The sequence below is a fragment of the Rhizobium subbaraonis genome (genome assembly GCF_900220975.1).
Classification (GTDB): Bacteria; Pseudomonadota; Alphaproteobacteria; order Rhizobiales; family Rhizobiaceae; genus Mycoplana; species Mycoplana subbaraonis.
In genome coordinates this window covers 115,379-141,109 of the sequence record NZ_OBQD01000003.1, presented here as the reverse complement: position 1 = coordinate 141,109, position 25,731 = coordinate 115,379, and the positions used below count along the sequence as shown (strand labels likewise).

The 25,731-nt window shown below is 64.5% G+C and carries 24 protein-coding genes; 10 read left to right on the top strand and 14 right to left on the bottom strand.

The features are described from left to right. Nucleotides 1-47: 47 nt before the first annotated feature. Together CRO48_RS05175 and CRO48_RS05170 are read left to right on the top strand one after the other, a co-directional pair. Nucleotides 48-1,286 carry a saccharopine dehydrogenase family protein gene (locus CRO48_RS05175; RefSeq protein ID WP_097136979.1) on the top strand — a complete coding sequence of 413 codons (1,239 nt, stop codon included), beginning with the start codon at nt 48-50 and terminating at the stop codon, nt 1,284-1,286. A 186-nt stretch (nt 1,287-1,472) separates the two neighbouring features. Then, complete coding sequence (locus CRO48_RS05170; protein ID WP_097136977.1) at nt 1,473-1,931, top strand: DUF6790 family protein; 459 nt, start codon at nt 1,473-1,475, stop codon at nt 1,929-1,931. Between the two features lie 298 nt (nt 1,932-2,229). Here the strand turns inward: CRO48_RS05170 and CRO48_RS05165 are convergent, their stop codons facing one another. Then, nucleotides 2,230-3,342 (bottom strand): FAD binding domain-containing protein, encoded by a 1,113-nt coding sequence (locus CRO48_RS05165; protein ID WP_097136975.1) that lies wholly within the window; start codon nt 3,340-3,342, stop codon nt 2,230-2,232. Nucleotides 3,343-3,352: 10 nt separating this feature from the next. Then, entirely contained in the window at nt 3,353-4,567 is a 1,215-nt protein-coding gene (locus CRO48_RS05160; RefSeq protein WP_097137483.1) for an MFS transporter, read from the bottom strand. A gap of 104 nt (nt 4,568-4,671) precedes the next feature. Here CRO48_RS05160 and CRO48_RS05155 point away from each other — a divergent pair, with 104 nt between their 5' ends. Next, on the top strand, nt 4,672-5,571 hold the full coding sequence (locus tag CRO48_RS05155; RefSeq protein ID WP_097136973.1) for a LysR family transcriptional regulator: 900 nt from the start codon (nt 4,672-4,674) through the stop codon (nt 5,569-5,571). Between the two features lie 42 nt (nt 5,572-5,613). Here CRO48_RS05155 and CRO48_RS05150 read toward each other — a convergent pair whose 3' ends face one another. Continuing rightward, nucleotides 5,614-6,729 (bottom strand): NADH:flavin oxidoreductase/NADH oxidase, encoded by a 1,116-nt coding sequence (locus CRO48_RS05150; RefSeq protein ID WP_097136971.1) that lies wholly within the window; start codon nt 6,727-6,729, stop codon nt 5,614-5,616. Nucleotides 6,730-6,871: 142 nt separating this feature from the next. After that, nucleotides 6,872-7,462: a helix-turn-helix domain-containing protein gene (locus tag CRO48_RS05145; RefSeq protein ID WP_097136969.1), complete on the bottom strand. Its 591-nt coding sequence runs from the start codon at nt 7,460-7,462 to the stop codon at nt 6,872-6,874. A 223-nt stretch (nt 7,463-7,685) separates the two neighbouring features. Here CRO48_RS05145 and CRO48_RS05140 point away from each other — a divergent pair, with 223 nt between their 5' ends. From CRO48_RS05140 to CRO48_RS05110, 7 genes are all read left to right on the top strand, one after another. After that, entirely contained in the window at nt 7,686-8,309 is a 624-nt protein-coding gene (locus CRO48_RS05140; protein WP_097136967.1) for a response regulator transcription factor, read from the top strand. Between the two features lie 223 nt (nt 8,310-8,532). Then, the gene (locus CRO48_RS05135; protein ID WP_097136965.1) at nt 8,533-8,898 is read left to right on the top strand and encodes a response regulator; all 366 of its coding nucleotides are present in this window, start codon (nt 8,533-8,535) and stop codon (nt 8,896-8,898) included. Nucleotides 8,899-8,911: 13 nt separating this feature from the next. Further along, on the top strand, nt 8,912-9,214 hold the full coding sequence (locus CRO48_RS05130; protein ID WP_097136963.1) for a UBP-type zinc finger domain-containing protein: 303 nt from the start codon (nt 8,912-8,914) through the stop codon (nt 9,212-9,214). A 131-nt stretch (nt 9,215-9,345) separates the two neighbouring features. Then, nucleotides 9,346-11,079, top strand: a complete 1,734-nt coding sequence (gene poxB, locus CRO48_RS05125) for a ubiquinone-dependent pyruvate dehydrogenase (protein ID WP_097136961.1) — start codon at nt 9,346-9,348, stop codon at nt 11,077-11,079. A gap of 9 nt (nt 11,080-11,088) precedes the next feature. Then, a complete protein-coding gene (locus CRO48_RS05120) occupies nt 11,089-12,495 on the top strand; it encodes a cytochrome ubiquinol oxidase subunit I (protein WP_097136959.1) in 1,407 nt (468 codons plus the stop codon). Between the two features lie 5 nt (nt 12,496-12,500). Continuing rightward, nucleotides 12,501-13,484: a cytochrome d ubiquinol oxidase subunit II gene (cydB, locus tag CRO48_RS05115; protein WP_097136957.1), complete on the top strand. Its 984-nt coding sequence runs from the start codon at nt 12,501-12,503 to the stop codon at nt 13,482-13,484. Between the two features lie 110 nt (nt 13,485-13,594). Then, complete coding sequence (locus CRO48_RS05110) at nt 13,595-14,500, top strand: helix-turn-helix domain-containing protein (protein ID WP_097136955.1); 906 nt, start codon at nt 13,595-13,597, stop codon at nt 14,498-14,500. Between the two features lie 9 nt (nt 14,501-14,509). Here CRO48_RS05110 and CRO48_RS05105 read toward each other — a convergent pair whose 3' ends face one another. The 10 genes from CRO48_RS05105 to CRO48_RS05060 form a co-directional block, all read right to left on the bottom strand. Next, nucleotides 14,510-16,168: an FAD-dependent oxidoreductase gene (locus tag CRO48_RS05105; protein WP_097136953.1), complete on the bottom strand. Its 1,659-nt coding sequence runs from the start codon at nt 16,166-16,168 to the stop codon at nt 14,510-14,512. 12 nt (nt 16,169-16,180) lie between these two features. Continuing rightward, nucleotides 16,181-17,302, bottom strand: a complete 1,122-nt coding sequence (locus CRO48_RS05100) for an HlyD family secretion protein (protein ID WP_097136951.1) — start codon at nt 17,300-17,302, stop codon at nt 16,181-16,183. After that, on the bottom strand, nt 17,299-19,005 hold the full coding sequence (locus tag CRO48_RS05095; RefSeq protein ID WP_097136949.1) for an MFS transporter: 1,707 nt from the start codon (nt 19,003-19,005) through the stop codon (nt 17,299-17,301). The genes CRO48_RS05100 and CRO48_RS05095 overlap by 4 nt, the downstream gene beginning before the upstream one ends. 65 nt (nt 19,006-19,070) lie before the next feature. Continuing rightward, on the bottom strand, nt 19,071-19,589 hold the full coding sequence (locus CRO48_RS05090; protein WP_097136947.1) for a Dps family protein: 519 nt from the start codon (nt 19,587-19,589) through the stop codon (nt 19,071-19,073). Nucleotides 19,590-19,665: 76 nt separating this feature from the next. After that, nucleotides 19,666-19,965: a hypothetical protein gene (locus tag CRO48_RS05085; RefSeq protein ID WP_097136945.1), complete on the bottom strand. Its 300-nt coding sequence runs from the start codon at nt 19,963-19,965 to the stop codon at nt 19,666-19,668. Between the two features lie 96 nt (nt 19,966-20,061). Continuing rightward, complete coding sequence (locus tag CRO48_RS05080) at nt 20,062-21,693, bottom strand: MFS transporter (RefSeq protein ID WP_097136943.1); 1,632 nt, start codon at nt 21,691-21,693, stop codon at nt 20,062-20,064. 145 nt (nt 21,694-21,838) lie between these two features. After that, complete coding sequence (locus CRO48_RS05075; RefSeq protein WP_097136941.1) at nt 21,839-22,828, bottom strand: alpha/beta fold hydrolase; 990 nt, start codon at nt 22,826-22,828, stop codon at nt 21,839-21,841. Nucleotides 22,829-22,955: 127 nt separating this feature from the next. Beyond that, nucleotides 22,956-23,396, bottom strand: coding sequence for a DoxX family protein (locus tag CRO48_RS05070; RefSeq protein WP_097136939.1), 441 nt, complete (start codon nt 23,394-23,396; stop codon nt 22,956-22,958). A gap of 11 nt (nt 23,397-23,407) precedes the next feature. After that, nucleotides 23,408-25,390 (bottom strand): amidohydrolase, encoded by a 1,983-nt coding sequence (locus CRO48_RS05065; RefSeq protein ID WP_097136938.1) that lies wholly within the window; start codon nt 25,388-25,390, stop codon nt 23,408-23,410. Further along, nucleotides 25,390-25,677 carry a XapX domain-containing protein gene (locus CRO48_RS05060; RefSeq protein ID WP_097137482.1) on the bottom strand — a complete coding sequence of 96 codons (288 nt, stop codon included), beginning with the start codon at nt 25,675-25,677 and terminating at the stop codon, nt 25,390-25,392. Before CRO48_RS05060 ends, CRO48_RS05065 begins: the two co-directional genes overlap by 1 nt. Nucleotides 25,678-25,731 lie beyond the last annotated feature (54 nt).

Sequence of the window (25,731 nt, the reverse complement as noted above, 5' to 3'; positions counted from 1 at the left end):
AAATTCACAGCGACGACGGCTAAGGGTACAAGGAGATATACCCCGAAATGAAAAAGAACGTTCTCATCATCGGCGCGGGTGGCGTTGCCCAGGTGGTGGCGCACAAGTGCGCACAGAACAATGACGTGCTGGGCGACATCCACATCGCCTCGCGCACAAAATCCAAATGCGATGCGATCATCGCCTCGGTCCACGAAAAGAAGGCGATGAAGCAACCGGGCGTACTGGAAGCCCATGCCTTGGATGCCTTGGACATCGAGGCCACGAAGGCGCTCATCAAGAAGACGGGCTGCGAGATCGTCATCAACGTCGGCACCGCCTTCCTCAACATGTCGGTGCTGCGCGCCTGCATGGACACCGGCGTCGCGTATATCGACACCGCAATCCATGAAGAGCCGAACAAGATCTGCGAGACCCCGCCGTGGTATGGAAACTACGAGTGGAAGCGCGCGGACGAATGCCGGGAGAAGGGCATCACCGCCATTCTCGGCGCCGGCTTCGACCCGGGCGTCGTCAACGCCTATGCCAGGCTCGCAAAGGACGAGTACCTGGACAAGGTCACCGACGTCGACATCGTCGACATCAACGCCGGCAGCCACGGCAAGTACTTCGCCACCAATTTCGACCCGGAAATCAACTTCCGCGAATTCACCGGCGTCGTCTATTCGTGGCAGAACGGCGAATGGAACGTCAACAAGATGTTCGAGATCGGCAAGGACTACGACCTGCCCGTCGTCGGCACCCGCCGCGCCTATCTCTGCGGCCATGACGAAGTGCATTCGCTGGCCAAGAACATGGACGGCGCCGACGTGCGTTTCTGGATGGGCTTCGGCGACCACTACATCAACGTCTTCACCGTCCTGAAGTCGATCGGCCTTCTCTCCGAGCAGCCGGTCAAGCTCGCCGACGGTTCGGAAGTCGTGCCGCTGAAGGTCGTCAAGGCCTGCCTGCCCGACCCGGCCTCGCTCGCACCGGAATATACCGGCAAGACCTGCATCGGCGACTTCGTCAAGGGCACAAAGGACGGCAAGGAGCGCGAGGTCTTCATCTACAACGTGGCGGACCACAAGGAAGCCTACGAAGAGGTCGGCTCCCAGGGCATCTCCTACACCGCCGGCGTTCCTCCGGTAGCCGCCGCCATGCTGGTCGCGACCGGCGAGTGGGACGTCAAGCATATGGCGAACGTCGAGGAACTGGCGCCCAAGCCCTTCCTCTCCGTTCTCGCCAAGATCGGCCTGTCGACCTGGATCCGCGAGAACGGCCAGGAGCGCCCGCTGTTCGAATAGGCGACGGCACCGCGACGAACGACCGAACCCGCGGCAGTCGCCGCGGGTTCTTTTTTGCCGGCATGGCGGCAACGCTACGCCAGCGATCCACCGAATGGGCGAACCCCGGCGCGCGCCGCCGCCCATTGGCTTCGCCGACGCGGCAATCTAGGATGGAAACCGCTGTCCCTGACGCGGAGTTTTTCGATGTATTTCGTCGCAGTCGCCGCATTGATGTTCGTCCTTCCGGTCCTGTCCATCCTTGCGGAATGGGCAGCGGGCTCGGACGCGGGCCTGCTGTTTCTGGTGGGCAAGTGGTTCGTGTTCTGGGCCGCCGGCATCAGGCTGCTGCTTGCCGGCTTCAAGCAGGTGCTTCAGCCGTCCTTCACCGCCAAGACCATATTCGGGATCGATGATCCGGACGCCGAGAAGCTGGTCACCGAGATCGGCTGCGGCAACCTGGCGATGGGGCTCGTCGCAACCTTGAGCCTGCTGATGCCCGGTTGGGTGGCCCCGGCGGGGCTGGTCGGCGGCCTCTACCTGGCGCTGGCAGGGGTCAAGCACGCCATGAACCGCGACCGGAACGCCAAGGAAAATTTCGCCATGGTGACGGATTTCGCCGGGGCTGCGATCCTCGCGGTTGGCGTGATAGCAAGGATTGCATGATCTGCCTGATCCCCCCATCCGTATGTATGATGCCGGGCAAACCCCCGTATAATTTCGAAGAAGCGCCCGGCATAGTAACCTCGTTTCAGCCTCAAAAGAGGCGGTAGCGCACTCCCCTCCCCGCTACCGAGCTTCGGGTTTCCCCCTCGTCCGAAGCCAGCGGATCCCAACTCCGCCAGACCGCCCGGCTCCGCCGCCGGGCGGTCTTTCCCGTCGGAATACAGGCGTAACGGACAGTTTTCATCCCGTCGAACGCGGACGGGAGGAGAGCATCGTGCCTCTCCTCCCGCAGCCGGCGTCAGAGTGCGGAAGCGCCCAGCCGGCGGCCATAGCTTGCGATTTCTTCCCCGACGGGCATGCGCAGCGCAGCATAGCGCCGCAGGGCTTCGTCGACCGATTGCGAACGGGCAAGGCTGTCGCGAAGCGCCATTGCGTCACCCGCGGCCTTGGAGGCGCCCATCGCCGTGTGGGGTCGCACGACGAAGGCCGCGTCCCCCACAAGGGCGACGGCATTGCCCGCCATCCTGTCGGCGCGATAATCGAAGATGCCCTGTATCCACGGCTCGTCTTCCGCCGTAACGGCAAGGGCGAACTGCGGTGGCAGCAGCCGCGCCGCGTCCATCCTCAACGTCTCGAGCCGGTCACGCGACAATTCTCCGCGCGGAAGCGAGAAGCGGTTCGCCCTTCCATTCTGGCCGGTGAACAGGCTTTCAATCTCGCCGGCAGCAACCTTCCTGTACCATACCCAGTTGTAGCGACGCTCGCCCGGCAGCATCTCGCCGCGCGGTCCGGGAACGAGATAGCCGAGGACATGGATGCCGGCCATCACGAAAAACGCAAAGCGGTCTTTCAGGATCGCGCTGCCGGAGGGGAGCTTTCCTTCCGGAATGAGCCCGCGCCAGGCGACGTAGCCGGCATAGTCGTTCTGCGTCAGCGTGTTGACGGCACCGCGCGTGACCGAGCCGAGCCCGTCCGCGCCGACGACGAGATCGGCCGTGTCGGTCGTACCGTCCGCAAACATCACCGACGCCTGACGTTCGCCATCGGTGACGCGCCTCACCTTGCGCCCGAGGAGATGGCTGCCCGGCGCCAGCATCGAGGAGACGCCCTCATAGAGAACATCCCAGGAAATCTGCGTCTGCGACGCGCGGATCCGTCCCGAAATCCGTCCGTCAGCATCGAGATAGATGCGTTCGAAGGCTTCCACGCCCACCTGGGCGAGTTCCCGCAATCCGATGCGCCCGAGCACGTCGTACAGGTCGTGCTGGCCGACCAGCCCCGCTCCCCGGCCGCCGAGGCCGGCGGCGGAGCGCTCGTAGACGATGACGTCGTGGCCGTCGCGCTGAAGCAGGATGGCGGCAAAGAGCCCGCCGAGAGAACCGCCGACGACCCGCACGCGTAGTCTTTTCATCGCTCGCTCCTCAACGGGTCTTTCCGACGGTAGTGGAGCGGTGGTGCGCCACGAACTTGATGCCGATCGCAACCAGCGCGAAAACCACGCCCAGCGCGCTGACGGCCGCCCACGCTCCATAGCCCCAGGCAGCCGTGGCCGCGGCGGAACCGAATGCGCCGCCCAGGAACATCCCCGTCATGAAGATCGTATTGAGGCGGCTGCGGGCTTCGGGATCGATCGCGTAGATGATGTGCTGGTTGGCGACCAGCGCGCTCTGGATGCCGAAATCGAGAATGATGACGCCGATGACGAGGGCTGCCAACGACGACCAGAGGCCGAAGACGATCCAGGCGACGGCTGCCAGCACCGCACCCATCCAGACGACGAAGCCGGGGCCGCGGCGATCGGCCACCTTGCCGGCGAGCGGCGCAGCAAAGATGCCGACCGCGCCGACGATCCCGAAAAGGCCCGCGACATCGGCGCCGAGATCGAAGCTCGGCCCCTGCAGATAGAGCGCCAGGATCGTCCAGAACGCCGTGAACGAGGCGAACAGCGCCGCCTGGACAAGGGTTGCCGTTCTCAAGGACGGCTGGTGTTTCCACAAATGAACGAGCGATCGCATCGCCGTGTGATAGCGCATGCGCGATGCCGGGCGATGATGAGGCAGCGTCAGAAACATCATTGCCGCTGCGATGAGCGCCATCGGCACGCCGATCCAGAACATCTCGCGCCAGCCGGCATGCTGCCCGACGAAGCCGGACAGCGTCCGGCTGAACAGGATGCCCGACAGAACGCCCGCCATCACGGTCCCGATCGTGGCGCCGCGCTTTTCAGGAGCGGCAAGCGACGCGGCAAACGGAACGATCTGCTGTGCGACGGTGGATGCCGTACCGACGAGAAACGATGCGGCGACGAGAAGCCAGGCGGTTGGCGCCAGCGCCGCAAGCAGAAGCGTTACCGCCAGCAGTACGAACTGGCCGATGATCAGCGGCCGGCGGTGAACGAGATCGCCCAGCGGCAGCAGCAGGAAGAGGCCGAGCGCGTAGCCGAGCTGCGTCGCAGTGGGAATAAGCCCCGTAGCCGTCTGATGCTGGAATTCCGCCTCGATAAGGCCGAGCATGGGCTGGTTGTAGTAGATGTTCGCCACCGCGATACCGCCGGCCGTTGCCATGGCAAGAAGGGCGAGCCGCCCGACGCCCCCATGCGAGGTGTCCGCAGCCGCGCTCGAGATTTTCATATCCATTTTCATGCCTTTCTGGCTGAAGAAAGCGATGTACGAGATCTAGAACTTTATCGAGACCGGATGTACTGCTCTTGTATGTTCGGCCGGTATAACGGATTTCGATATTGAACCTCGATGATGTCCGCGTCTTCTGCGTCGCCGTTTCGGCCGGCAGCCTCGCGGCTGCGGCGCGACGGCTTGGAATCACGGCCATGATGGCGAGCAGGCGTCTTGCCGCACTCGAAACGGCGCTGGGCGTCAGGCTGCTGCACCGGACCACGCGCGCCCTCTCTTTGACGCCGGAGGGAGAAACCTTCCTGCCCTTCGCCCAGTCGATCGTTGAAAACGGTGACGAGGCCCTGGCCAGGATGCGCTCCGACAGTCGCGGCGCCGCCGGCCTGCTCCGCGTCTCCGTGCCGGTCGCCTTCGGCCTGCGCTTCGTCGCACCCATCGTGCCTGGCCTGCTGGCCCGTCATCCCGACTTGCGCATCGCGCTCGACCTCACCGATGCGCTGCCCGATCTCGTCGCCACCGGGACGGATCTTGCGATCCGCATCGCCAGGCTTCGCGACAATAGCCTCGTTGCGCAGAAGCTTGCCGACAACCCGCGCCTCCTCGTCGCAAGCCCCGGCTATCTGGAAGCACGGGGAACGCCTGCTTCGCTCGACGCGCTTTCGGAACACGACTGCCTGCCGCTGGACGGCGTCACGCACTGGACGTTCGCAGGCGGAAGGAGCGACAGGCAAGTCCGCGTCAATGCCCGCTTCTCCTCCAGCAGCATCGCCGCCTGCCTGTCCGTGTGCGTTGCCGGTGGCGGCATCGCGTTGCTGTCCCATTGGAACGTCAGTGACGACCTCGCATCCGGCCGGCTGGTTCGGATCGAACTGGCCGACGCGCAGCCCGAAACGTTGAACATCTGGGCCGTCTATCCGACCGCCCGCCTCGTCCTGCCCAAGGTGCGCGTCTTCATCTCGGCCCTGCGCCAGGCGCTGGCCGAGTCGGGTGTCTCGCCCCTCAAAGGGTGAGGATCGAAAGGGACGCGTCCCGGAAACGCGGCAGGGGCGCGGTCAGACGGCCGAAGCGTGCTCGAACAGGTGCTTGAACTGTCGGGGCTGGCAGCGAAGATACTGGTCGGCAGCCCTCACCGTCTCACCGAAATGCGCCGCCGCATGCCAGGGCCAGCGGGGATCGTAGAGGATCGCGCGGGCGATGGCGATCATGTCCGCATCGCCGGTGACGAGGATCGCTTCGGCCTGCTCGAACTCGGTGATGAGGCCGACGGCAATGACGGGAAGGCTGGTCGCCGCCTTGATCGCGCGGGCGAAAGGCACCTGGTAGTTCGGCCCGAGCGCGATCTTCTGGTGTTCGGAGAGCCCCCCGCTCGAGACGTGGATCGCGCCGCACCCCCGGCGCTCGAGTTCCGTGGCGAACGCGATGGACTGCTCGACGTCCCAGCCTCCCGCAACCCAGTCGGTCGCCGAAAGCCGCATCGTGACGGGACGCTCCGCCGGAAAGGCTTCGCGCACGGCCTCGAACACCTCCAGCGGAAAACGCATCCGGTTTTCGAGCGAACCGCCATAGGCGTCGGTCCGCGTGTTCGACAGCGGCGAAAGGAACTGGTGCAGCAGATATCCGTGCGCGCCGTGGATCTGGACCGCATCGATTCCCAGTTTCGCCGCGCGGCGGGCGGCGTCGGCAAACGCCTCGCGTATGCGGTTCATGCCGATCGCGTCGAGCGCCACAGGCGGATCGTAGATCGCGCGGAACGGAACGCCGGCAGGCGCGACCGTCTTCCATCCGTTGGTCGACGACGGCGCAATCTGCCCGCCGCCTAGCCATGGCACCTCGCTCGAGGCCTTGCGCCCGGCATGGCCAAGCTGGATGGCGATCGGCATGTTCGACCACCGTCGGACGCCGGCAAGGACGCGCGCCATTGCCGCCTCGCATGCGTCGGAGTAGAGCCCGACGTCACCGTAGGAGATGCGGCCTTCGGGGGAGACCGCCGTCGCCTCGATCGTGAGGACGCCGGCCCCGGAATTCGCCAGCATGCCGAGGTGCATCAGGTGCCAGTCGGTCATCCTGCCGTCTTCGGCCGAATACTGGCACATCGGGGCGATGACGATGCGGTTGTCGAGCCGCAGGTTGCCCATATGGATGGGCGAAAAAAGCTTCGTTCCGGTCATTCCTTCCCTCCTTGCCCTGATCAGGCTTGCGACGTCAGGTCGCGCTCGTGGCGGATGGCTGGCAGCATACCTGCCGCGGGCTGACTGTGCAGCCGTTTCGCTTCGGGTGAGCTTCGATCGGCAAGCTTGCAAGACATGACCGTTACTGGTCGCCGAGGGAAGCGGCCACGACGAGAGGGCGGGCGCTGTAGCGGCGCCAGGCGCTAGGCGTCATGCCGGTCACCTTGCGGAAGACGCGGGAGAGATGCGCCTGGTCCGACAGGCCGCAATCGAGCGCGATTTCGCACAGCGGCGCCTCGCTACTGGTCATCAGGTGCTTTGCGAAGGCGACCCGCTGATGGACGATATAGGCGTGCGGCGGCATGCCGAAGCTCACCTTGAAGGCGGCGGAGAAATAGCTCGTGCTCAGCTTTGCAACGCTTGCAAGCTCCGGAAGCGAGATCGACTGGGAGATGCGCTCGGCAATGTAGGCCCTGGTGCGCTTTACCTGCCAGGGCGCGAGCCCCCCGACGACGATGCCCTGCTCGGCGGCCGGCGACGTCTTGGCGCCGCTCGGCCTCATAAGGCTGGACGCCTTCTTCATCAGGTCAATGGCGACGACCTCGTCCCGTTCGACGAGGCTGATGGCCCGCAACAGCAGATCCGAGACCTCGCTCGAGGTCCTGTTGCTCAGGTCGCGAATGTCGTTTCGACGTTCAGAGTGCTCGAGGACAGCATCGGCATTGACAGACATCTTCGATCTCCTTGAGAAGATTGCAGTGCGATTTTGTGCTCCCATAATGAAATCGGTCGGCGTGATCCGAAATCGTACTGTGATCGACTTCCGCTACACATGAGTGTTAGCGGATCATACCCGGGTATAATTGCCCTCGCGCGGGCGCGTGTTTAGGTGTTCTCGGCGTCCGCCTTGCGAATGCGCAGGAACGAGGAACTGCAATCTGGAAGAAGCGCCTGCCATGTCGGAAAGCCCCCTTGTCCTGGTCGTTGACGACGAACCGCTCGTTCGGCAGTCGCTGGACACCCTCCTCCGATCCGTCGGATACCGCGTCAAGACGTTCGCAACGGCACAGGAACTCTATGACGACCCCCGCCTGCCGGATGCGAACTGCCTGATCCTCGACGTACGCCTGCCCTTCACCAGCGGTCTCGACTTTCACCAGAAGCTCGCCGAGCGGGGCGTGAACACGCCCGTGATTTTCGTTACCGGCCATGGCGACATTCCGATGACGGTCAGGGCCATGAAGGCAGGCGCTGCCGACTTTCTGGCCAAGCCCTTTCGCGATCAGGACATCCTCGACGCGGTCGCGGCCGCGGTGGAAAAAGACAGGCTCGTCCGCGGCTCCGACAGGACGGAGGTCGAGCTCCGCACCCGCTACCAGACGCTTTCCCCGCGGGAGCAGCAGATCATGGCGATGGCGACAGCCGGCCTGATGAACAAGCAGATCGCCGGGGAGCTCGGCCTGAGCGAGATCACAGTCAAGATTCACCGCGGCAAGATCAGCCGGAAGATGATGGCCAAGACATTTGCCGACCTGGTGCGGATGGCGGAAGTGCTGGGGCTGTCCAGATCGACGGTGTGACGCCCCTGCCCTGCTGGATCCAAAAAGCGATGCGCAGCCGCAACAATCTTCTCAGTATTCGTACCAAGACTTGTATTTTTTGACTTTTACGGAACTAAAACCGGCCGATTTCGTCGAGGTGTCTTCCGAATAAACCCCTGTATAATTCAAATGGCGACGGTTCGGGGCCATAATGCCACCAATGAAAGAAACCGGCTCCGGCCGGAGATTGGTATAACTCCCGGTGGAAACTCCCCACATTGTTTCAGTGATAGACGACGAAGAAGCCGTTCGTCGGGCGACCAGCAGCCTTCTCAGATCGCTTGGCTTTTCGGTAAGGGCCTTTGTTTCGGCGGAGGATTTCCTGGGCTCCGAATGCGTCTCCACCTGTGCCTGCATCGTCTCCGATGTTCAGATGGACGGCATGAGCGGCATCGACCTGTTCACCATGCTGCGCGAGCGACAAAGCACCACGCCGTTCGTCTTCATCACCGCGTCATCGGGAAAGGCCGTGCGCGCACAGGTGGGGCCGGAGGTCTGTGTGCTGCAGAAGCCGTTCCAGGCCGAAGCGCTCGCAACTTGCGTCGAAAACGCAATCGCAAGCAAATGACGGAGCAGAGGCCATGGCCAATTGTTCGCATGTCAGGCTGGTCCGGCGCGTCCGGCCGAAGACGATCGGATGTGAGGAGTGCCTGGCCGAAGGGCTCGAATGGTTTCATCTGAGGCTCTGCCGCATCTGTGGCCATGTCGGATGCTGCGACCAGTCGATCGGCCGGCACGCCACCGCGCATTTCCACGAAACCGGACATCAGATCATCGAGGGCTACGATCCACCGGAAGGCTGGGGCTGGTGCTACGTCGACGAGGCGTTCGTCGATCTGCCTGACCAGACGCCGCAGATCGGTCCGATCCCCCGGTACTATTGAGAGCGTCGGCGGCCAGCCAATAACCGGCGGTTGTTCCATCCAAACGCCCGACGGATCTGACTATCCGGAACGCTTTTCCCACGGCACCATCTGTCCCGTACGGATTTCCCCGCCCGACAAGGAGAAGCACCATGGCCGAAACCGTTGCCGATCAATTCGCAGCCACCCTCGCCGCCGCCGGCGTGAAGAGAATCTACGGGGTCGTCGGCGACAGCCTCAACGGCATAACCGATGCCATCCGCCGCCAGGGCAAGATCGAGTGGATCCATGTCCGCCACGAGGAAGCGGGGGCCTTTGCCGCAAGCGCGGAGGCGCATCTCACAGGCTCGCTTGCCGTTTGTGCAGGCAGTTGCGGGCCTGGCAACCTCCACCTCATCAACGGTCTCTTCGATGCGCATCGCTCGCGCGTGCCGGTGCTGGCGATTGCCGCCCACATCCCCTCACAGGAAATCGGCAGCGGCTATTTTCAGGAGACCCGTCCGCAGGAGCTGTTTCGCGAATGCTCCGCCTATTGCGAGCTGGTCTCCGGCGCCAACCAGATGCCGCGCACACTCGAGATCGCGATCCGCGAAGCGGTCGGCCAGCGCGGCGTTTCCGTCGTCGTCATCCCCGGGGATGTCGCTTTGCAGCAGGCCGCGGTGCCGACCGATCCGAAGCCGGCCGCCCTCCTTCCGCGCGCGCCCAGCGTCACCCCGCCGGCCGACGACCTGAAATCGCTGGCAGAGATGCTCAATGACGGCGGCAAGGTGACGATCCTGTGCGGATCGGGCTGCGCCGGCGCCCACGAAGAGATCGTGTCCCTCGCCGAAAAGCTGAAGGCTCCGGTCGTCCACGCACTCAAGGGCAAGGAGCACGTCGAATACGACAACCCCTTCGACGTCGGTATGACTGGCCTGATCGGCTTCTCCTCCGGCTACTACGCCATGCTTGACTGCGACACGCTCCTGATGCTCGGAACCGACTTTCCCTATCGCCAGTTCTATCCGCAAGGCAGCGGCGTGCGCATCGCGCAGGTCGACCTTCGCCCAGGGCAGATCGGCAAGCGGGCGAAGGTCGATCTCGGCCTCGTCGGCGACGTGCGCACGACGGTCGGAGCGCTTCTGCCGCTGCTCGACACGCGCGATGACGATGCGCACCTGACCCAGGCGCGGGAGCACTATCGCCGCACACGCAAAGAGCTGGACGCTCTGGCGGAAGTGCACCACGGGACGGTGATCCATCCCCAGCAGGTGGCGAAGGCCCTCAGCGATCTTGCCGATGGCGACGCCATCTTCACCTGCGACGTCGGCTTGCCGACGGTTTGGGCGGCCCGCTATCTCGCCATGAACGGCATGCGCCGGCTCGTGGGCTCGTTCTGGCACGGTTCGATGGCCAACGCGATGGCCCAGTCGATCGGCGCGCAGGCGACCTATCCGGGCCGGCAGGTGATTTCGCTTTCCGGCGACGGCGGCTTCGCGATGCTGATGGGCGATTTCCTGAGCCTTGCCCAGCTGAAGCTGCCGGCGAAGATCGTCGTCTTCAACAACGGCACACTCGGCTTCGTCGAGGTGGAGCAGAAGTCGACGGGCTTCCTGCCCATGGGCACCGACCTCGCCAACCCCAACTTCGCCGCCATGGCGGAGGCGCTGGGCATCAAGGGCATCCGCCTGGAAAAACCTGAAGACGTCGAGGCCAGCCTTCGCGAAGCGCTCGCCCACGACGGCCCTGTACTGGTCGACGCCGTCGTCGCCCGCACGGAACTGCCGATCCCGCCGGCGATCACCGCCGAGATGGCCAAGGGCTTCACGCTCTATTCGCTGAAGGCGGTGTTCTCGGGGCGAGGCGACGAACTGCTGGACCTCGCCCGCGTCAATCTATGGCACTAGGAGCCGGCCGTGGAAGTCAGCGCCCTGCTCCTGTCGCGAATCCAGTTCGCTTTCACCGTATCCTTTCACATCATCTTTCCGGCCTTCACGGTCGGACTGGCCGCGTGGCTGACGTTTCTCGAAGCTCTGCGGCTTGCGACCGGCAGGCCGCTCTATCGCCGCCTGTTCGACTTCTGGCTGCGCATCTTCGCCATCGCCTTCGGGCTCGGCGTCGTGACCGGCATCGTAATGGCCTTCCAGTTCGGCACCAACTGGAGCGAGCTCTCGCTGCGCACCGGCCCGATCCAGGGGCCTCTGCTGGGGTATGAGAGCTTCACCGCCTTCGCGTTGGAAGCGAGCTTCTTCGGCGTGATGATGTTTGGCCGCAAGCGCGTGCCACCGTGGTTCTACCTGTTCGCCTGCGCGATGGTGGCGCTCGGCACCAGCCTGTCGTCCTTCTGGATCATGGTGAACAACTCCTGGATGCAGTGGCCGGTAGGATACGAGATGGATGCGAACGGCATCTTCGTTCCGACCGACTGGTTCGCCATCATCTTCAGCCCCGTCGTCTGGGTCCGTTTCCCGCACATGGTGCTGGCCGCCTATGTGACAACGGCTTTCTGCGTGGCGGCGACCGGTGCCTGGTACCTGATCGAAAAGCGCCTTCATGCCGAAGGCGTCGAGATGATCCGGATGGGTCTTGGTCTCGCCGCCGTTCTCGTACCGCTGCAGATCCTGTTCGGTCACCTGACCGGCGACTATGTGCACGACAGGCAGCCGGCGAAATTCGCAGCGATCGAGGGTCGCTGGGAAAACGAGAGACCGGCAGCGGAGGTGCTGTTCGCCATCCCCGACGAGGCGGCCGAGACGAACCGCTATGCCGTTTCCATCCCCTATCTGGGCAGCATCATCGGCTCGATGAGCCTGACCTCGGAGGAGGTGGGCCTGAAAAGCTTTCCTCAGGACCAGCGTCCGCCGGTCGCCATTCCATTCTTCGCCTTCCGCATCATGGTCGGCTGCGGCCTCGTGATGCTGGCGCTCGCCTGGTACGGCACATGGGCGACGCACCGGCGCCTCCTGCCGCAGCGGCGCTGGCTGATCTGGTGCGTCTTCCTCAGCTTCCCGCTCGGCTTCATCGCCACCCTTACCGGCTGGTTCACCGCCGAAGTCGGCCGGCAGCCCTGGGCCGTCTACGGCGTGCTCAGGACGGCAGAGGCGGCAACGCCGTCGCTGACGGTGCGCGAGGTCGCCATCAGCCTGGCGATCTTCGCGGTGATCTACGGAACGATCGCCGTCGCCGGCATCATCTACGTCCACCGCCTTCTCCACCGCGGTCCCGAACCGGAGCCGCAGATGATGGATCCGAAACTCAATCCGAAACGCCCGCTCGGCATGGCCGCAGGCGATCCGGCCGCAGCAAGCAACCCAGCGGAGTAACGCCCATGATCGCCTTCTGGACTGCTACTCTTTCCCTGACGCTCGCCCTCTACGTCATTCTCGACGGCTTCGATCTCGGCGTCGGCATCCTCTTCGGCCTGGACCGCAACGAGATGGACAGGCAGCAGATGCTGCATTCCATTTCCCCGGTATGGGATGGCAACGAAACCTGGCTCGTGCTGACAGGGACGATCCTCTTCGGCGCCTTTCCCCTCGTCTACTCGCTGCTGCTCAGCGCGTTCTACATTCCGATCGTGTTGATGCTTTCGGCGCTGATCTTTCGCGGCGTGGCCTTCGAGTTCCGGGAAAAGAGCCTCTCCCGGAAATGGTTCTGGGATGCGGGCTTCTCGCTCGGCTCGCTTGTGGCGACGTTCGTCCAGGGTGCGGCGGTCGGCGCGATCGTCGGCGGCGTGCCGAACGAGGCGGGCCGCTTCACCGGCACGCCGTTCGGCTGGCTGACACCGTTCTCCGTCCTCTGCGGCGTGGGGCTGTGTTTCGGCTACAGCCTGCTCGGCGCAGGCTGGCTGGTGCGCAAGACGGAAGGCGAGTTGCGCGACCGCGCCTATCGCCAACTGCCCCGCCTGCTGGCAGGCGTGCTCGTCTTTCTCGCGGCAGCCTTCGTTGCCTCCCTGGCGATGCACCTCCCCGTCATGGAGCGCTGGCTGCAGCGTCCCTTCCTGGTGCTCTTCCCGCTGGCCGGCGTCTTCGGATGTGCGCTGGTATGGACCGGTTGCCGGCGCCGCGACGACCGCCTTCCCTTTGCAGGCGCCGTCATTCTCTTCCTCTCCGCGTTCGGAACCCTCGCGGCATCATTCCTGCCGTACATGGTTCCGTTTTCGGTCACGATCACCGAAGCCGCTGCACCGATGTCCAGCCTGTCCTTCATGCTCTGGGCGGGCCTTTTCGTGCTGCCGCTCAACGTCACCTATACCGTGGTCGTCTATCGTCTGTTCAAGGGTAAGGTGGGGCTTGGGGCAGGCTACCGTTAGTTGCTAGTGGGGACATGCACGCCGTGTGTTTTGACAAACCCACTCCGCGAAGGCTTAATGTGGGCGATTTCCAAGCTCGACCTGCTGCTCAGAACGGAACCTCCCGCACGATGTCCAATGCTTTGGATCCGCGTCCAACTCAGAAGACCGACAGCTTCGGCTGCTCCCTTCACAAGCTCGACTGCGACCAGCGCATCCAGGGCGCCAGCATCGACTTCTTCCGCAAGCATTCACGCGCCGGTTCGCCCGGGCACGTCACGATGCCTGAAAGCGGTCGCGGCTTTCTCGTCGGCCTGTCGGCAGCGGGCGGGCACAGGCGGCGCATTTTCAAGGGCCCCGGTTCCTCGGTACACGATTTCGCGGAGAATACCGTCTATGTCCGCGACCTATCCGATCCCTATGCCGCCGATCTCGAAGGCAGCTTCGACTTCATCCTCCTGGAGATTTCGAAGGCGACGCTCAGCCAGCTGGCGGACGGCTCCGGCACCGCGGCCGTGACCCGGCTTTGCGAGGCGGCCGGCCAGCACGATCCCGTGCTCGCCGGGCTTTCGAAGGCGCTGTTTTCCTCGCTAGGCCAGGATTGTCAGCCGAGCGCACTCTTCGTGGATCAGATGTCTGTCGCGATCGGCGTCCACCTGATCCGCCAATATGGCGATGGCCGGGAAACCGGATCGAATAGAAGGCGGACCCTGTCGCGCAGGGCCGAGATCCGCGCCAAGGAACTTCTGCGCAGCCGCCTGCAGGCCGACCTCTCGATCGCCGACATCGCGGCACAGTGCAACCTGTCTCCGAGCGCGTTCCTGCGCGCCTTTCGCGAGACGGCGGGCGTGACCCCGCACCAGTGGCTGATGCAGCAGCGCCTCGATCAGGCGCGCGCGCTGCTTTTGAACTCGGCTTTGTCGATAGCGGAAATCTCGGCAGCCTGCGGTTTTGCCGATCAGGCTCATTTCACCCGTGTCTTCTCCGCCTCCATCGGGACGCCGCCCGCCACCTGGCGCAGGATGATGCGAAGCTGAAGGGGCGCGTCAACTCGACGGGCGATGCCCGGCGAGATACCGGTGGACCGCAGCGACGACAACCGCACCTTCCCCCACCGCCGAAGCGACGCGCTTGACCGAAGCCGACCGGACGTCGCCGACCGCAAAGATGCCGGCGTGGCTCGTGGCATGCGGGCTCGTCTCTTCCGCAGGCGCATAACCGGCTCCGGTCTGCACGAAGCCACTGCGGTCCAGCGCGACGCAGCCTTTCAGCCACCCCGTGTTGGGCGAAGCGCCGATCATGACAAAGAGATGGGATGCAGGCGTCAGATGTTCCATGCCGGCCTTCCGGTCGATCCAGCCGACGCGTTCAAGCCTGCTTTCGCCTTGGAGTGCCGTCACCTCGCTGTGTTCGTGCAGCGTGATGTGATGCGAGTTCCTGATCCGCTGGACAAGATAGTCCGACATGGTGGCCGCGATCTCGCCGCGCACCAGCATGTGGACGTGTTGCGCGCTCTGTGCGAGGAACACCGCCGCCTGGCCTGCAGAATTGCCGCCGCCCACCACGAAGACGGGCTGCTGAACGCACAGATCGGCCTCCAGCGCCGTTGCCGCGTAGCGAATTCCGTGCCCTTCGAAGCGATCGTACTCCGGCAGGTCCAGCTTGCGATAACGGGCGCCGGTGGCAATCACCACCGACCACGCCCGGATTGTCCGCCCGTCGCTGAGTGCAAGCCCGTAGGGTGCCGTATCGCAGTCGAGCGCCTCGACGGGTCGCGACACGCAGATTCTGGCGCCGAACTTCTGCGCCTGCATGTGCGCCCGCCCGGCAAGCGCCTGGCCCGAAATGCCGGTGGGAAATCCCAGGTAGTTCTCTATCCGTGACGAGGTTCCAGCCTGACCGCCCGGCGCCAGGGCCTCGATGACGACCGTCTTCAATCCTTCCGAGGCGGCATAGACCGCCGCCGCCAGCCCGGCCGGTCCACCGCCGACGATGGCGACATCGTGAACCGTATCCGCCTCCGGCGGCTCGAACAGGCCCAGCCGGTCGGCGATAACCGCATTGGTGGCGCCCCTGATCGCCTCCCGATCCTGCGTGACGGCGACCGGCAGATCTTCCTCGGTCATGTCCAGTGTACCGAGAACCGCGGAAGCGCGCTCCTGATCGGTCGCATCCAGCACCTCCACCGGATAGAGATTGCGAACGAGGAATCGCTCCAGGCCCAGCAATTGCGCGCTGTCGCGATGACCGATCAAAAGCACGCCGCCGCTCTGGTGCCTGAGCAGACCGGCCCGGCGCAGCACGAAGGCACGCATGATCGTCTCACCGATATCGCTTTCGCCCGTCAGCATCGCCCGGAACCGGCGGTGGGGGACGCGAATGAAGCGCGTACCCGCGCTGCACTCCCCCGACAGCAGCGCCGGCCGATCGGTAAACAGGATCTGTTCGCCGCTAAACTGACCCGCGCCGTAGTTGAAGAGATGCCGGCGCCCGACGAGCGGATGGTCGGCATAGACCCTGACCTCCCCCTCGATCACCACGAAGAAGTCGACGGCGCGGTCTCCGCGCCGGAAAAGAAGCTGCCGCTCCGAGGCCGTCTCCTCGCTGCCATAGGCAGAGAGGCGCGCGATCATCTCCTCGCTGAGGCGCGGAAAGGTCTGCGCCTTGCGCAGCCAGGGATCGGTCGGGTCGGCCGTCGAGATCATGAAGGTCGTCCCTTAGCTATCCGTATCGACATAGGCTTCCACCGACATGCCCGGACGTAACCGGTCGATCGAAGGCTGGCCGGGATCGATGACGATCTTCACCGGGATGCGCTGGGGGATCTTGGTGAAATTTCCGATCGCGTTGTCGGTCCGCAATACGGAGAACTCCGAGCCGGCGGCCGGCGATATCCTGTCGACACGCCCCTCAAAGCGCGCGCCGCCCAGCGCGTCCACGGTGAACCAGGCCCGCTGGCCCGGCCGTACATCTGCCGTGTCGGCTTCCTTCAGATTGGCGATGACCCAGTGCGCGTCCGGAACGAGAAACATCAGTTCGGTGCCGTTGGTGACATACTGTCCGGTTCGCGCGCCGACGTCGCTGAGCGTGCCGCCCTCCGGTGCCTTCACCTCGGTGTAGCCGAGATCGATCCGGGCGAGCTCCAGCTGAGCCGTCGCGCTTTCCACGAGCGCACTCAGGGCGGCATTGTTGACCTCCGCCGATTTCAGCGCCTGACCCGCGCCGTCGCGGTTTGCAAGCGCCTCGCGAACGGCCGCCTTCGTGGTATCGAGCGCAGCGGTCGCGGTGTCGAGCTGGCTTTGCGACATCGAGCCTTGCCGCACCAGTTCGTCGGCGCGCTGCTTGTCGGCCGTGGCCTTGACCAGTTGCGCGTCAGCGCTGGCGATCTTCGCCTCCGCCGTCGCGATGTCGAGCTGGCGTTGCGCGATCGTCTGCTTGTTGTTTTCCAGATTGGCGCGCGCGAGGTCGAGGCTCGCCTGCGCGGCGGCGACCTGCTGGCGATATGTGCGGTCGTCGATGCGGACGAGCGTCGCGCCAGCGGCAACGGACTGGTAGTCATGCACCGGAATTTCGGCGATGTAACCGCTGACCTGCGGGCTGACGATCGTCGTCCGGCCGCGAACATAGGCGTTGTCGGTGCCGACTACCGCCGTTGCGAAGGGTGGCAGCCGCCACGCCGACAACACCGCCAGCATGCCGCCGCCGGCAAGCGCCGCAGCAAGCAGGATCGTGGCGAGCGTGGCTCCGGGCGGACGCCACTCGGTTGGCTTTGGGGGCGTTTCGACCGGCTTGACCGGTGTCGCGGCATCGGCCCGCACGGTTTGATCGATACTGTTCATGACGTTTTTGCCTCGGCATGGAATGGGCGCAGCCAGGACCAGGCGAAGAAAAGCAGCATCGCCGCCGTGGTGGCGAGCGCCAGTAAGGCGACGGCAAGAAACACGTCGTCATAGGCGGCGATGCGAGCATTCATCAGAACCTGCTGCGAGAATTGCGCAATGCCTTCCGCCGAGCGCAGCAGCGGATCCTGCAGCGTGGGCTGGTATCGCGCCGCGAGCGCCCGGGTCGTATCCGGCACCAGCGGTGCGATTTTCTCCGCCTGTGCGGCAAGATCGGCCAGATGCCATTGCTGCGCATAGTAGAGATAGGTCTGAATCAAGGCGGTGCCGATCAGCGATCCGATAGACTGCGTCATGCCGAAGAGCGCGATGAAGCTCGTCATCCTCTTGCCCCCGCCGGCAATCACCTCGTTCAGCCCGAACACGAAGGACGGGCCGATGAACATCGTGGTCGAAAAGGCGATCATCGCCTGCGTCAGGTAAAGCTGCGGCGCGCGCGTCGACAGGCTGGAGAAGGAATCGAGGAAGGCGGCGACGGCGACCAGCGAAATTGCCAGCATGGCGAGACCTGCAAGGCGGTTGGGACCGACCGAGAGCGCACCGACCACGAGCCCGGCGACCGCAGCCAGGAAGATCACCCACGACAGGGAACTGAAGTCCTCGTTGACGAGGCCGGCATCGCGCAGCATGCCGATGACGGCGATCGACTGTTCCGATAGGACGATGCGCGCCGCAATCGTTACAATCGTCCAGCGGACGATCGTGCCAGCACTGAGCCATCGTACGTCGATGAGCGGATCGGCGCGAAAGTACTCGATGACAAGGGCGACCCCGAGACATGCGATCGACGCGGCAAGCGCGCAGCCGATCCAGCTTACGTTCGTCCACCAGAGATAACCGCCAAGGCCGATTGCCGAGCCGAGCAGCCCGATGCCGGACGCATAGAAGACGAAGCTGAGCGCGTCCCAACGGCTGAAGGCCTTGACGCGCTGGTTCGGCGGCAGCCGGACGAACATGACGGCGGCGAGCGTCAAGAGCGAAAGCCCGAGCTCGAACAGATACAGTCCGGCCCAGTTGCCGAATGCCAACGCGTCCGTCGGCAAAAGCCGCGCCAACAGCAGCGCCAGCGGCTGCAGCCCGATGCCGAGCGTGATGGCCTTGGGGCGGTGCGATGCGGGCAGCGCCTGGATCATGTAGAGCACGCCCAGGGACGTCAGCGCCGAACCGGAGATGCCGCTTGCGGCACGCACCGCGATCGCGCTGTCGAGGCCCCGAACGGCAAGGTGGGCCGCGATCAGCAGCACCTGGAGCGAGAGGAAGATCATGCAGAAGGAGCGGATGCCAAACTGCTGTCGATACTTGACCAGCACGCAGCCAGTCACCGCATTGGTGACCAGATAGACGACGGGAAGCCAGGCGATCTCGCTTAAGTACAGCCCCAACGAGCCCTCGAGATAAGGCAGGTTGGCAAGGACCACAGCATTTCCAAGCCCGCCCGTCAGCCCGGCGAGAAGCGAGGTGGCGGCATAGACGATCCGCCTTGCGGGAGGGTGCGGCGGTGTCGCCGGCGCACCGGGAATGACACTGCGGACCGCGGGCGGGAAGTCGAAGGCCTCGTCCTCATAGAAGTGCAGACGCTTGCGCAGCGCCTGCGGTCCCGACGGCGTCCGGCCTGCAACATCCGCTCCGGCAGGGTCAGCCATCTGCGTCATCTTCGAAAGCCTCGAGCTAATAGGAGTGGGCGTAGCGCTGCAACAGCCGCGGGGGCTCAGCCGTTGGTGCCCCGCGTCGTCTCGAAGAGGAACCACACGCGGCGCTCGCTCTCGTCGATCCAGTTCTCGACCAGGCTCGCTGTGGCGACGTCGCCAAAATCGTCGCAAAGCGTATGCAGCGCCCGCAGACTGGCGATCAGCGTGCCATTGTCCTCGCGAAGCTCCGCCAGCATTTCGTGCGGATGGACAAACTCAGCGTCGTTGTCCTGGATGCGCTGGCGCCGGGCGATGTCGCCGATCGACTTCAGCGTGCCGCCGCCCAGCTTGCGAACGCGCTCGGCCAGCGGATCGGTCATTCCAAAGAGCTGGTCGCCGTGCTCGTCGAGCAGGAGGTGATAGTCCCGGAAGTTCGCGCCCGACATGTGCCAGTGGAAGTTCTTGGTCTTCAGGTAGAGCGCGAAGACATCTGCGAGCACGCCGGTGGCCGCAGCCGAGATATCTGTGACGGCGTCCGCCGAAAGGCCGCTCGGCGTCCGGAGCGCCGCCGTGCGGCGCGATTTCACTTGCTGATCCATATCAGTCTCCATTGGTCGTTGCGATTGCGTGACTGGACGAGAACGGCCCCGAGGGGAGGCGGCCGCTAGCGCGCGGTCATCGTGTGGCAGGGTCCTCACAAGCGCCCTGCCGAGGCCCGCGTTCGTCCTCATGCGCTCCCTTTCGGGGTTCGGCGTTCGGTAACTCGACCGGTTCGGGAAGCGTTTCCTGGCCGTCACGCAGGGGAACGTCTTCGTCTCCCGTTTGCATCATCCCCGCCTCCTGAACGGCAACTTGTCGGACGGCCTGATGATGCGACGGATCGGCCGGGGCTTCTTGCACGTTCGCGCTTCCGTTTGGACGAATGCCGGTTCGTTCGAAGGAGAAACCGGGATCGACGCCGGTATTGCTGCCCATGCGTCATCAAAGACATGGGAGAACCAGGAAGGTTGGTGTTCCCTTCCATGCAAAAGCGCGCGCTAACAGGCGGTGTTCGCGCGCGCTTGTCGGTTTTCAGAGCGCCGGCTGGATCGCGGCCTTGCCTCGCTTCGGGTCGAGGCCCAGGAAATGCCGGACGACAGGCCTATCGGGTCCTCTGTGATACTTCAGCAGCTGCGACTGGATGTCGGCATCGGTGTTGGATACCCGGGCATGCTGGCGCATGTGCTCGGCCCAGGATTCGACGAAGAACCATTCGACGATGAGTTCGGGATTGGCGGCATCTTCCGTCACGCCCCAGCTGTAGGCGCCATCGCGCTGCCGCTCCCGAGACAGACTGTTGAGGAGATGGAGAAAGGCGGAGCGGTTGGCCTTGTCCACGCGATACTCGATCAGGATCATCACCGGTCCCCTGTCATGGGCGACGGGCGTCGCGATCAGCGGCTCGGGCCAGTGGTTGGAAGGCACCAGGTCCGCCTCGCCGAGCGGCAGCTTGACGCGGTGCATGACGAGGCCGGCGACGACCAGCGCGATCGCGGAGACGACAAGCGTCTGCGGCACGCCGATCGCTTCTGCGACGAAGCCCCATCCGAGGCTTCCCGCCGCCATCGCGCCGTTGAAGACGGTAAGATAGATCGCAAGCGCCCGGCCGCGCACCCAGTTCGGCAGGATCGACTGGGCCACGCCGTTGAGCGTCGTCAGCGCGGTGATCCAGGCAGCCCCCAGCACCAGCAGGATGGTGACGGCCAGCCATTGCGGCGGCGCCAGCGAAAGCAGCAGCATGACGCCGGCGGTGCCGCCGACCGATACCAGCAGCAGCGCATCGGAACTCAGCCGCGTGCGCAGTTTCGGCAGCACGATCGCGCCACCGATCGCCCCCGCCCCGACAGCCCCGAGAAGGATGCCGTAGAAGCCGGCCGTCCCGCCCAGAAGGTTGCGGGCCACGAGCGGCAGCAGTGCCCAGATGGAACTGGCGAAGGCAAAGAAGATCGCGGCGCGCAGGAGCACGACATGCAGTTCGCGGCTGGCGCGCGCATAGCGCAGCCCTGCCCGGAAGGCACCCGCGAAATGCTCCGAGAGTTCGCCCGGGTCCTCCTTCGGACGCTTCCACCACAAAAGCGCCGCGATGACGAAGAGGTAGCTCGCAACGTCCGCGCCATAGGTCATGGCCGCACCGAACGAGGCGAGGATCAACCCGCCCGCCGCCGGCCCGATCGATCGGGCGATGTTGATGCCCAGCGAATTCAGCGCGATCGCGCTCTTGAGGTCGCGCCGCGGCACCAGTTCCGGAACGATCGCCTGCCAGGCGGGCGCGACAAGTGCGGCACCGACGCCGCCAAGGAACGTCAGGGCGACAAGCGCCTCGACCGTCAGCATGCGGAAATAGGACAGCCCCATCAGGGTGATGCTGACGCAGGCCAGCAGCACCTGCACGCCGATCAGAAGCTTGCGCCGGTCGACGATGTCGGAGAGGACGCCGGCCGGGATCGCCAGGAGAAAGATCGGCAGGGTTCCGGCGGCCTGGATCATCGCAACCGCGGCCGGCGCCGCCGAAAGGTCGGTGACCAGCCAGGAGCTAGCCACGTCGCGCATGAAACTGCCGGTGTTGCCGAGGACGGTGGCACCCCAGAGGACGGCGAATACGGTTTGCCGCAACGGCGCGAACCCTCCGCCTTGCGTTGGCGATCTAGCCTCTTTCTCGTTCATCGGTTCCCCCGGTCACACGCAGGTCTGTTGTTGAAATCACCGGCGGGCCGGTATCTGGCGTGTCGTTCCGGCATCGCCGAACGACGGAATGCGGCGTACCTTCCGGCGCGCCGCATCGGTTTTCGCAATGAGAGGACCTGCGCAATCAGCCCTTGATGAAGGCGAGCAGGTCAGGGTTGATCACGTCGGCGTGCGTGGTCAGCATGCCGTGCGGGAAGCCCGGATAGATTTTGAGGGTGCTGCCCTTGATGAGTTTGTGCTGCAGGACGCTGGCGTCCTTGTAGGGCACGACCTGGTCGTCGTCCCCCTGCAGGATCAGCGTCGGCACGGTGATCGCCTTGAGGTCCTCGGTCTGGTCGGTCTCGGAGAAGGCCTTGATGCCCTCATAGTGCGCCTTGGCGCTGCCGGCCATGCCCTGACGCCACCAGTTCTCGATGACGCCCTGCGAGACCTTCGCGTCGGGCCGGTTGAAGCCGTAGAACGGGCCTGCGGCGACGTCGAGGAAGAACTGGGCGCGGTTGGCGGCAAGCGCCTCGCGAAAACCGTTGAACACTTCGATCGGCGTGCCCTCGGGATTGGAAGCCGTCTTCAGCATCAGCGGCGGAACGGCGGCGACGAGCACGGCCTTGGCGACCCGGCCCTGCGGCTGGCCGAACTTGGCGACGTAGCGGGCAACCTCACCGCCGCCGGTCGAATGACCGATATGAACGGCGTTGCGCAGGTCGAGATGTTCGAACACCGCCGCAGCATCGGCTGCATAGTGATCCATGTCGTGGCCGTCGCTGACCTGGGTGGAACGGCCGTGGCCGCGCCGGTCATGGGCGACGACGCGATAGCCGTGGTTGACGAAGAACAGCATCTGCGCGTCCCAGTCGTCTGAGGACAGCGGCCAGCCGTGATGGAAGACGATCGGCTGGGCATCTTTCGGACCCCAGTCCTTGTAGAATATTTCGACGCCGTCTTTCGTCTTGACGAATTCTTGAGCCATGGGGGCTGCTCCTTTGGGTGTGTTCAACTGCTTCTTTTCCGCCGCGAAGGCCGGGACGGCCATTGCGAGCGAAACCGTTGCTCCGGCGATCAGGGTTTGCCGCCGGGAAAGCGGAAATGAAAACTCGGTCGTCACGAATTGCTCCATCTCGATTGCATGCCGGCTTGCCGGATCGCGATCACCCTAGACAGACTGGGACACCGGTTATTGTCGTTTTCGCCCGTCCTTGAACAATCTGCGCGAGACCTGCCGGGCAACCGGCAGGCAACTCTTTTCAATGCAAGGCGCGGCGGCGCAGCTCGTGAAGCGCAACGAGCACGAACGCGCCCGCCAGCCCAACATGTTCGAAGAAGGCGTTCGTTGCCATCGTTCGCTCCATGCCGGGCGGAAGCTCCCAAAAGCGCAGCGCGACCAGGGTGGCCGCCAGCGTGAACAGCGAAAGCGCGATCGCGGCCGGGGCGCGAAACCGCCCGGCCAGGATCAGCGCGGACATTGCAAGCTCGAAGACGACGACCACCACGGCAAACAGCGGCGCCGGCAGAAGGCCGAAATGCGTCATTTCGGCCAGCGCGCCTTGAAAATCGAAGATCTTCGTGAGCGGTCCCTGGATATAGGCAGCGCAAAGCGCGAGCAGTGCCAGAAAATGCGCGCCCCGCCACAAGCGGCCACCTTCTGCCGCAGCACCGGTATCGATATTGCCCTTCAGCAAGGTCATCGTCCCGCGCCTCACACGGCCCAGCACGAGCAGCCAAGCGCACCGAAAAAGCCTTTCAGGTCCGAAATCGGCAGCTTCGACGTCCAGGCGCTCGCATGGTCATGGCCATGCATGCCGCAATTGCTGGCGCAGCCACATGTGGTGATCGCGGTCCGGCGCAGCGAGTTCCTGCCCGCCCCTTGCGGGTCTCCCCAGGCAGCATAGCCGCCGAAGGCACGCACCGGCGACCAGTCGGGCATCGCGGGCGGCACGGCGTTCTCGTCCAGCGAGGCGAAATCACCGGCCCCATAGACGACCTTGCCGCCGACCATGGTCAGGTCCGAGGTCAGGTACGAGATCTCGTCTTCCGCGCAGGCGAAGAAGTCCTTGTCCGGGACGATCAGGTCGGCGAACTGGCCCTTCTCGATGCGGCCCTTCTTGCCCTCCTCGTTGGAGAACCAGGTGACGTTCTCGGTCCACATGCGCAGCGCCGTCTCGCGGTCCAGGCAGTTGCGGCGCGGATAGATCTGCATCCCGCCGACCGTCTTGCCGGTAATCATCCAGGAAAGCGAGACCCAGGGATTGTAGGAGGCAACACGCGTGGCGTCCGTTCCCGCAGAAACCTTGACGCCCTTGTCCAGCATCTTCGCTATCGGTGGGGTTGCTTCTGCAGCACCATGACCGTAGCGCTCGACGAAGTATTCGCCCTGATAGGCCATCCGGTGCTGCACGGCGATACCACCGCCAAGGGCTGCTATCCGGTCGATCGACTGGTCGGAAATCGTCTCGGCGTGGTCGAAGAACCAGTTCAGACCTTCGAGCGGAATGTCCTGGTTGACCCGTTCGAACACGTCGAGCGCGCGGCTGATCGTTTCGTCATAGGTAGCATGCAGACGCCACGGCCAGCGGTTCTCAGCCAGGACCCGCACGACGCCCTCCAGCTCGCCTTCCATTTCCGGCGGCATGTCCGGGCGCGGCTGGCGGAAGTCCTCGAAGTCGGCGGCGGAAAACACCAGCATCTCGCCCGCACCGTTGTGGCGGAAGTAGTCGTCGCCCTGCTTGTATTTCACCGAAGCCGTCCAGTTGAGGAAGTCTTCCTTCTCTTCCTTGGGCTTCTGGGTGAAGAGGTTGTAGGCCAGCCGGACGGTCATCAGGTTCTCGTCGGAAAGCTTCTGGATGACGGCGTAGTCGTCGGGATAGTTCTGGAAGCCGCCCCCGGCATCGATGACACCGGTAACCCCGAGGCGATTGAGTTCGCGCATGAAATGGCGCGTGGAATTGACCTGGTAGTCGAAGGGCAGCTTTGGCCCCTTCGCCAGCGTCGAATAGAGGATGCCGGCATTCGGCTTGGCAAGCAGGAGACCGCTGGGATTGCCGTTCCCGTCGCGCAGGATCTCGCCGCCGGGCGGGTTCGGCGTGTCCTTCGTGTAGCCGACAGCCCTGAGCGCGGCCCCGTTCAGCAGCGCGCGATCGTAGAGATGCAGCAGGAAGACCGGGGTTTCCGGGGCGATCGCGTTGACTTCCTCAAGGGTCGGCAGCCGCTTCTCGGCGAACTGATGCTCGGTGAAGCCTCCGACGACCCGAACCCATTGCGGCGCCGGCGTGCGTGCGACCTGGTCCTTCAGCATCGCGAGCGCATCCGCGAGCGAGCGCACGCCGTCCCAGCGAAGTTCCATGTTGAAGTTGAGCCCGCCGCGGACGACGTGGGTGTGGTTGTCGATCAGCCCGGGCAGCACCCGCCGCCCCTTCAGGTCGACAACCTTCGTATCCGGTCCGGCGAGCGCCATGATCTCCTGGTCCTGGCCGACGGCAAGGAATTTACCGTCCCTGATGGCCACCGCGCTTGCAGCCGGATTGGACCGGTCGAGGGTGGTGAACAGGCCGTGGTGAAGAATGAGGTCGGCTTTCATGGAGACGTCTCCGGTCGATGCGGGATCGCCGGCGCGCGCCGGCGAAAGAAGGGGTGGCAGCGCAAGGCTCGAGGCCGCGCCCAGAAATGTCCGGCGCGTCGGCATTATACCGTACTTCCCTGGCGCCGGTCGGGCGAGCCATCGACCTGTTGCGGCTTGCCGCCCTTGGGCATGTGGCCGAAGACATGCGGCTTGATCTGGTGGAGCCAGGAAACCGCTGCCGGTTCGCGGCTCCACAGGCTTTTTGCGAGCGGCAGAATCTGCTCGCCGACGAGGATGCCGAGCAGCCCGATCAGGGCGACTACGGGCGGCGCCGGCGATCGGACGTTCAGCAGGCTGTAGACGACACCGACCAGCACACCTGCTCCAAGCGAGAGTAGATAGATCTTCAAGACCGCCTCCATGTTGTCCATGAGATGCCTTCCGCCAGCCATCGGGCCGGGGAA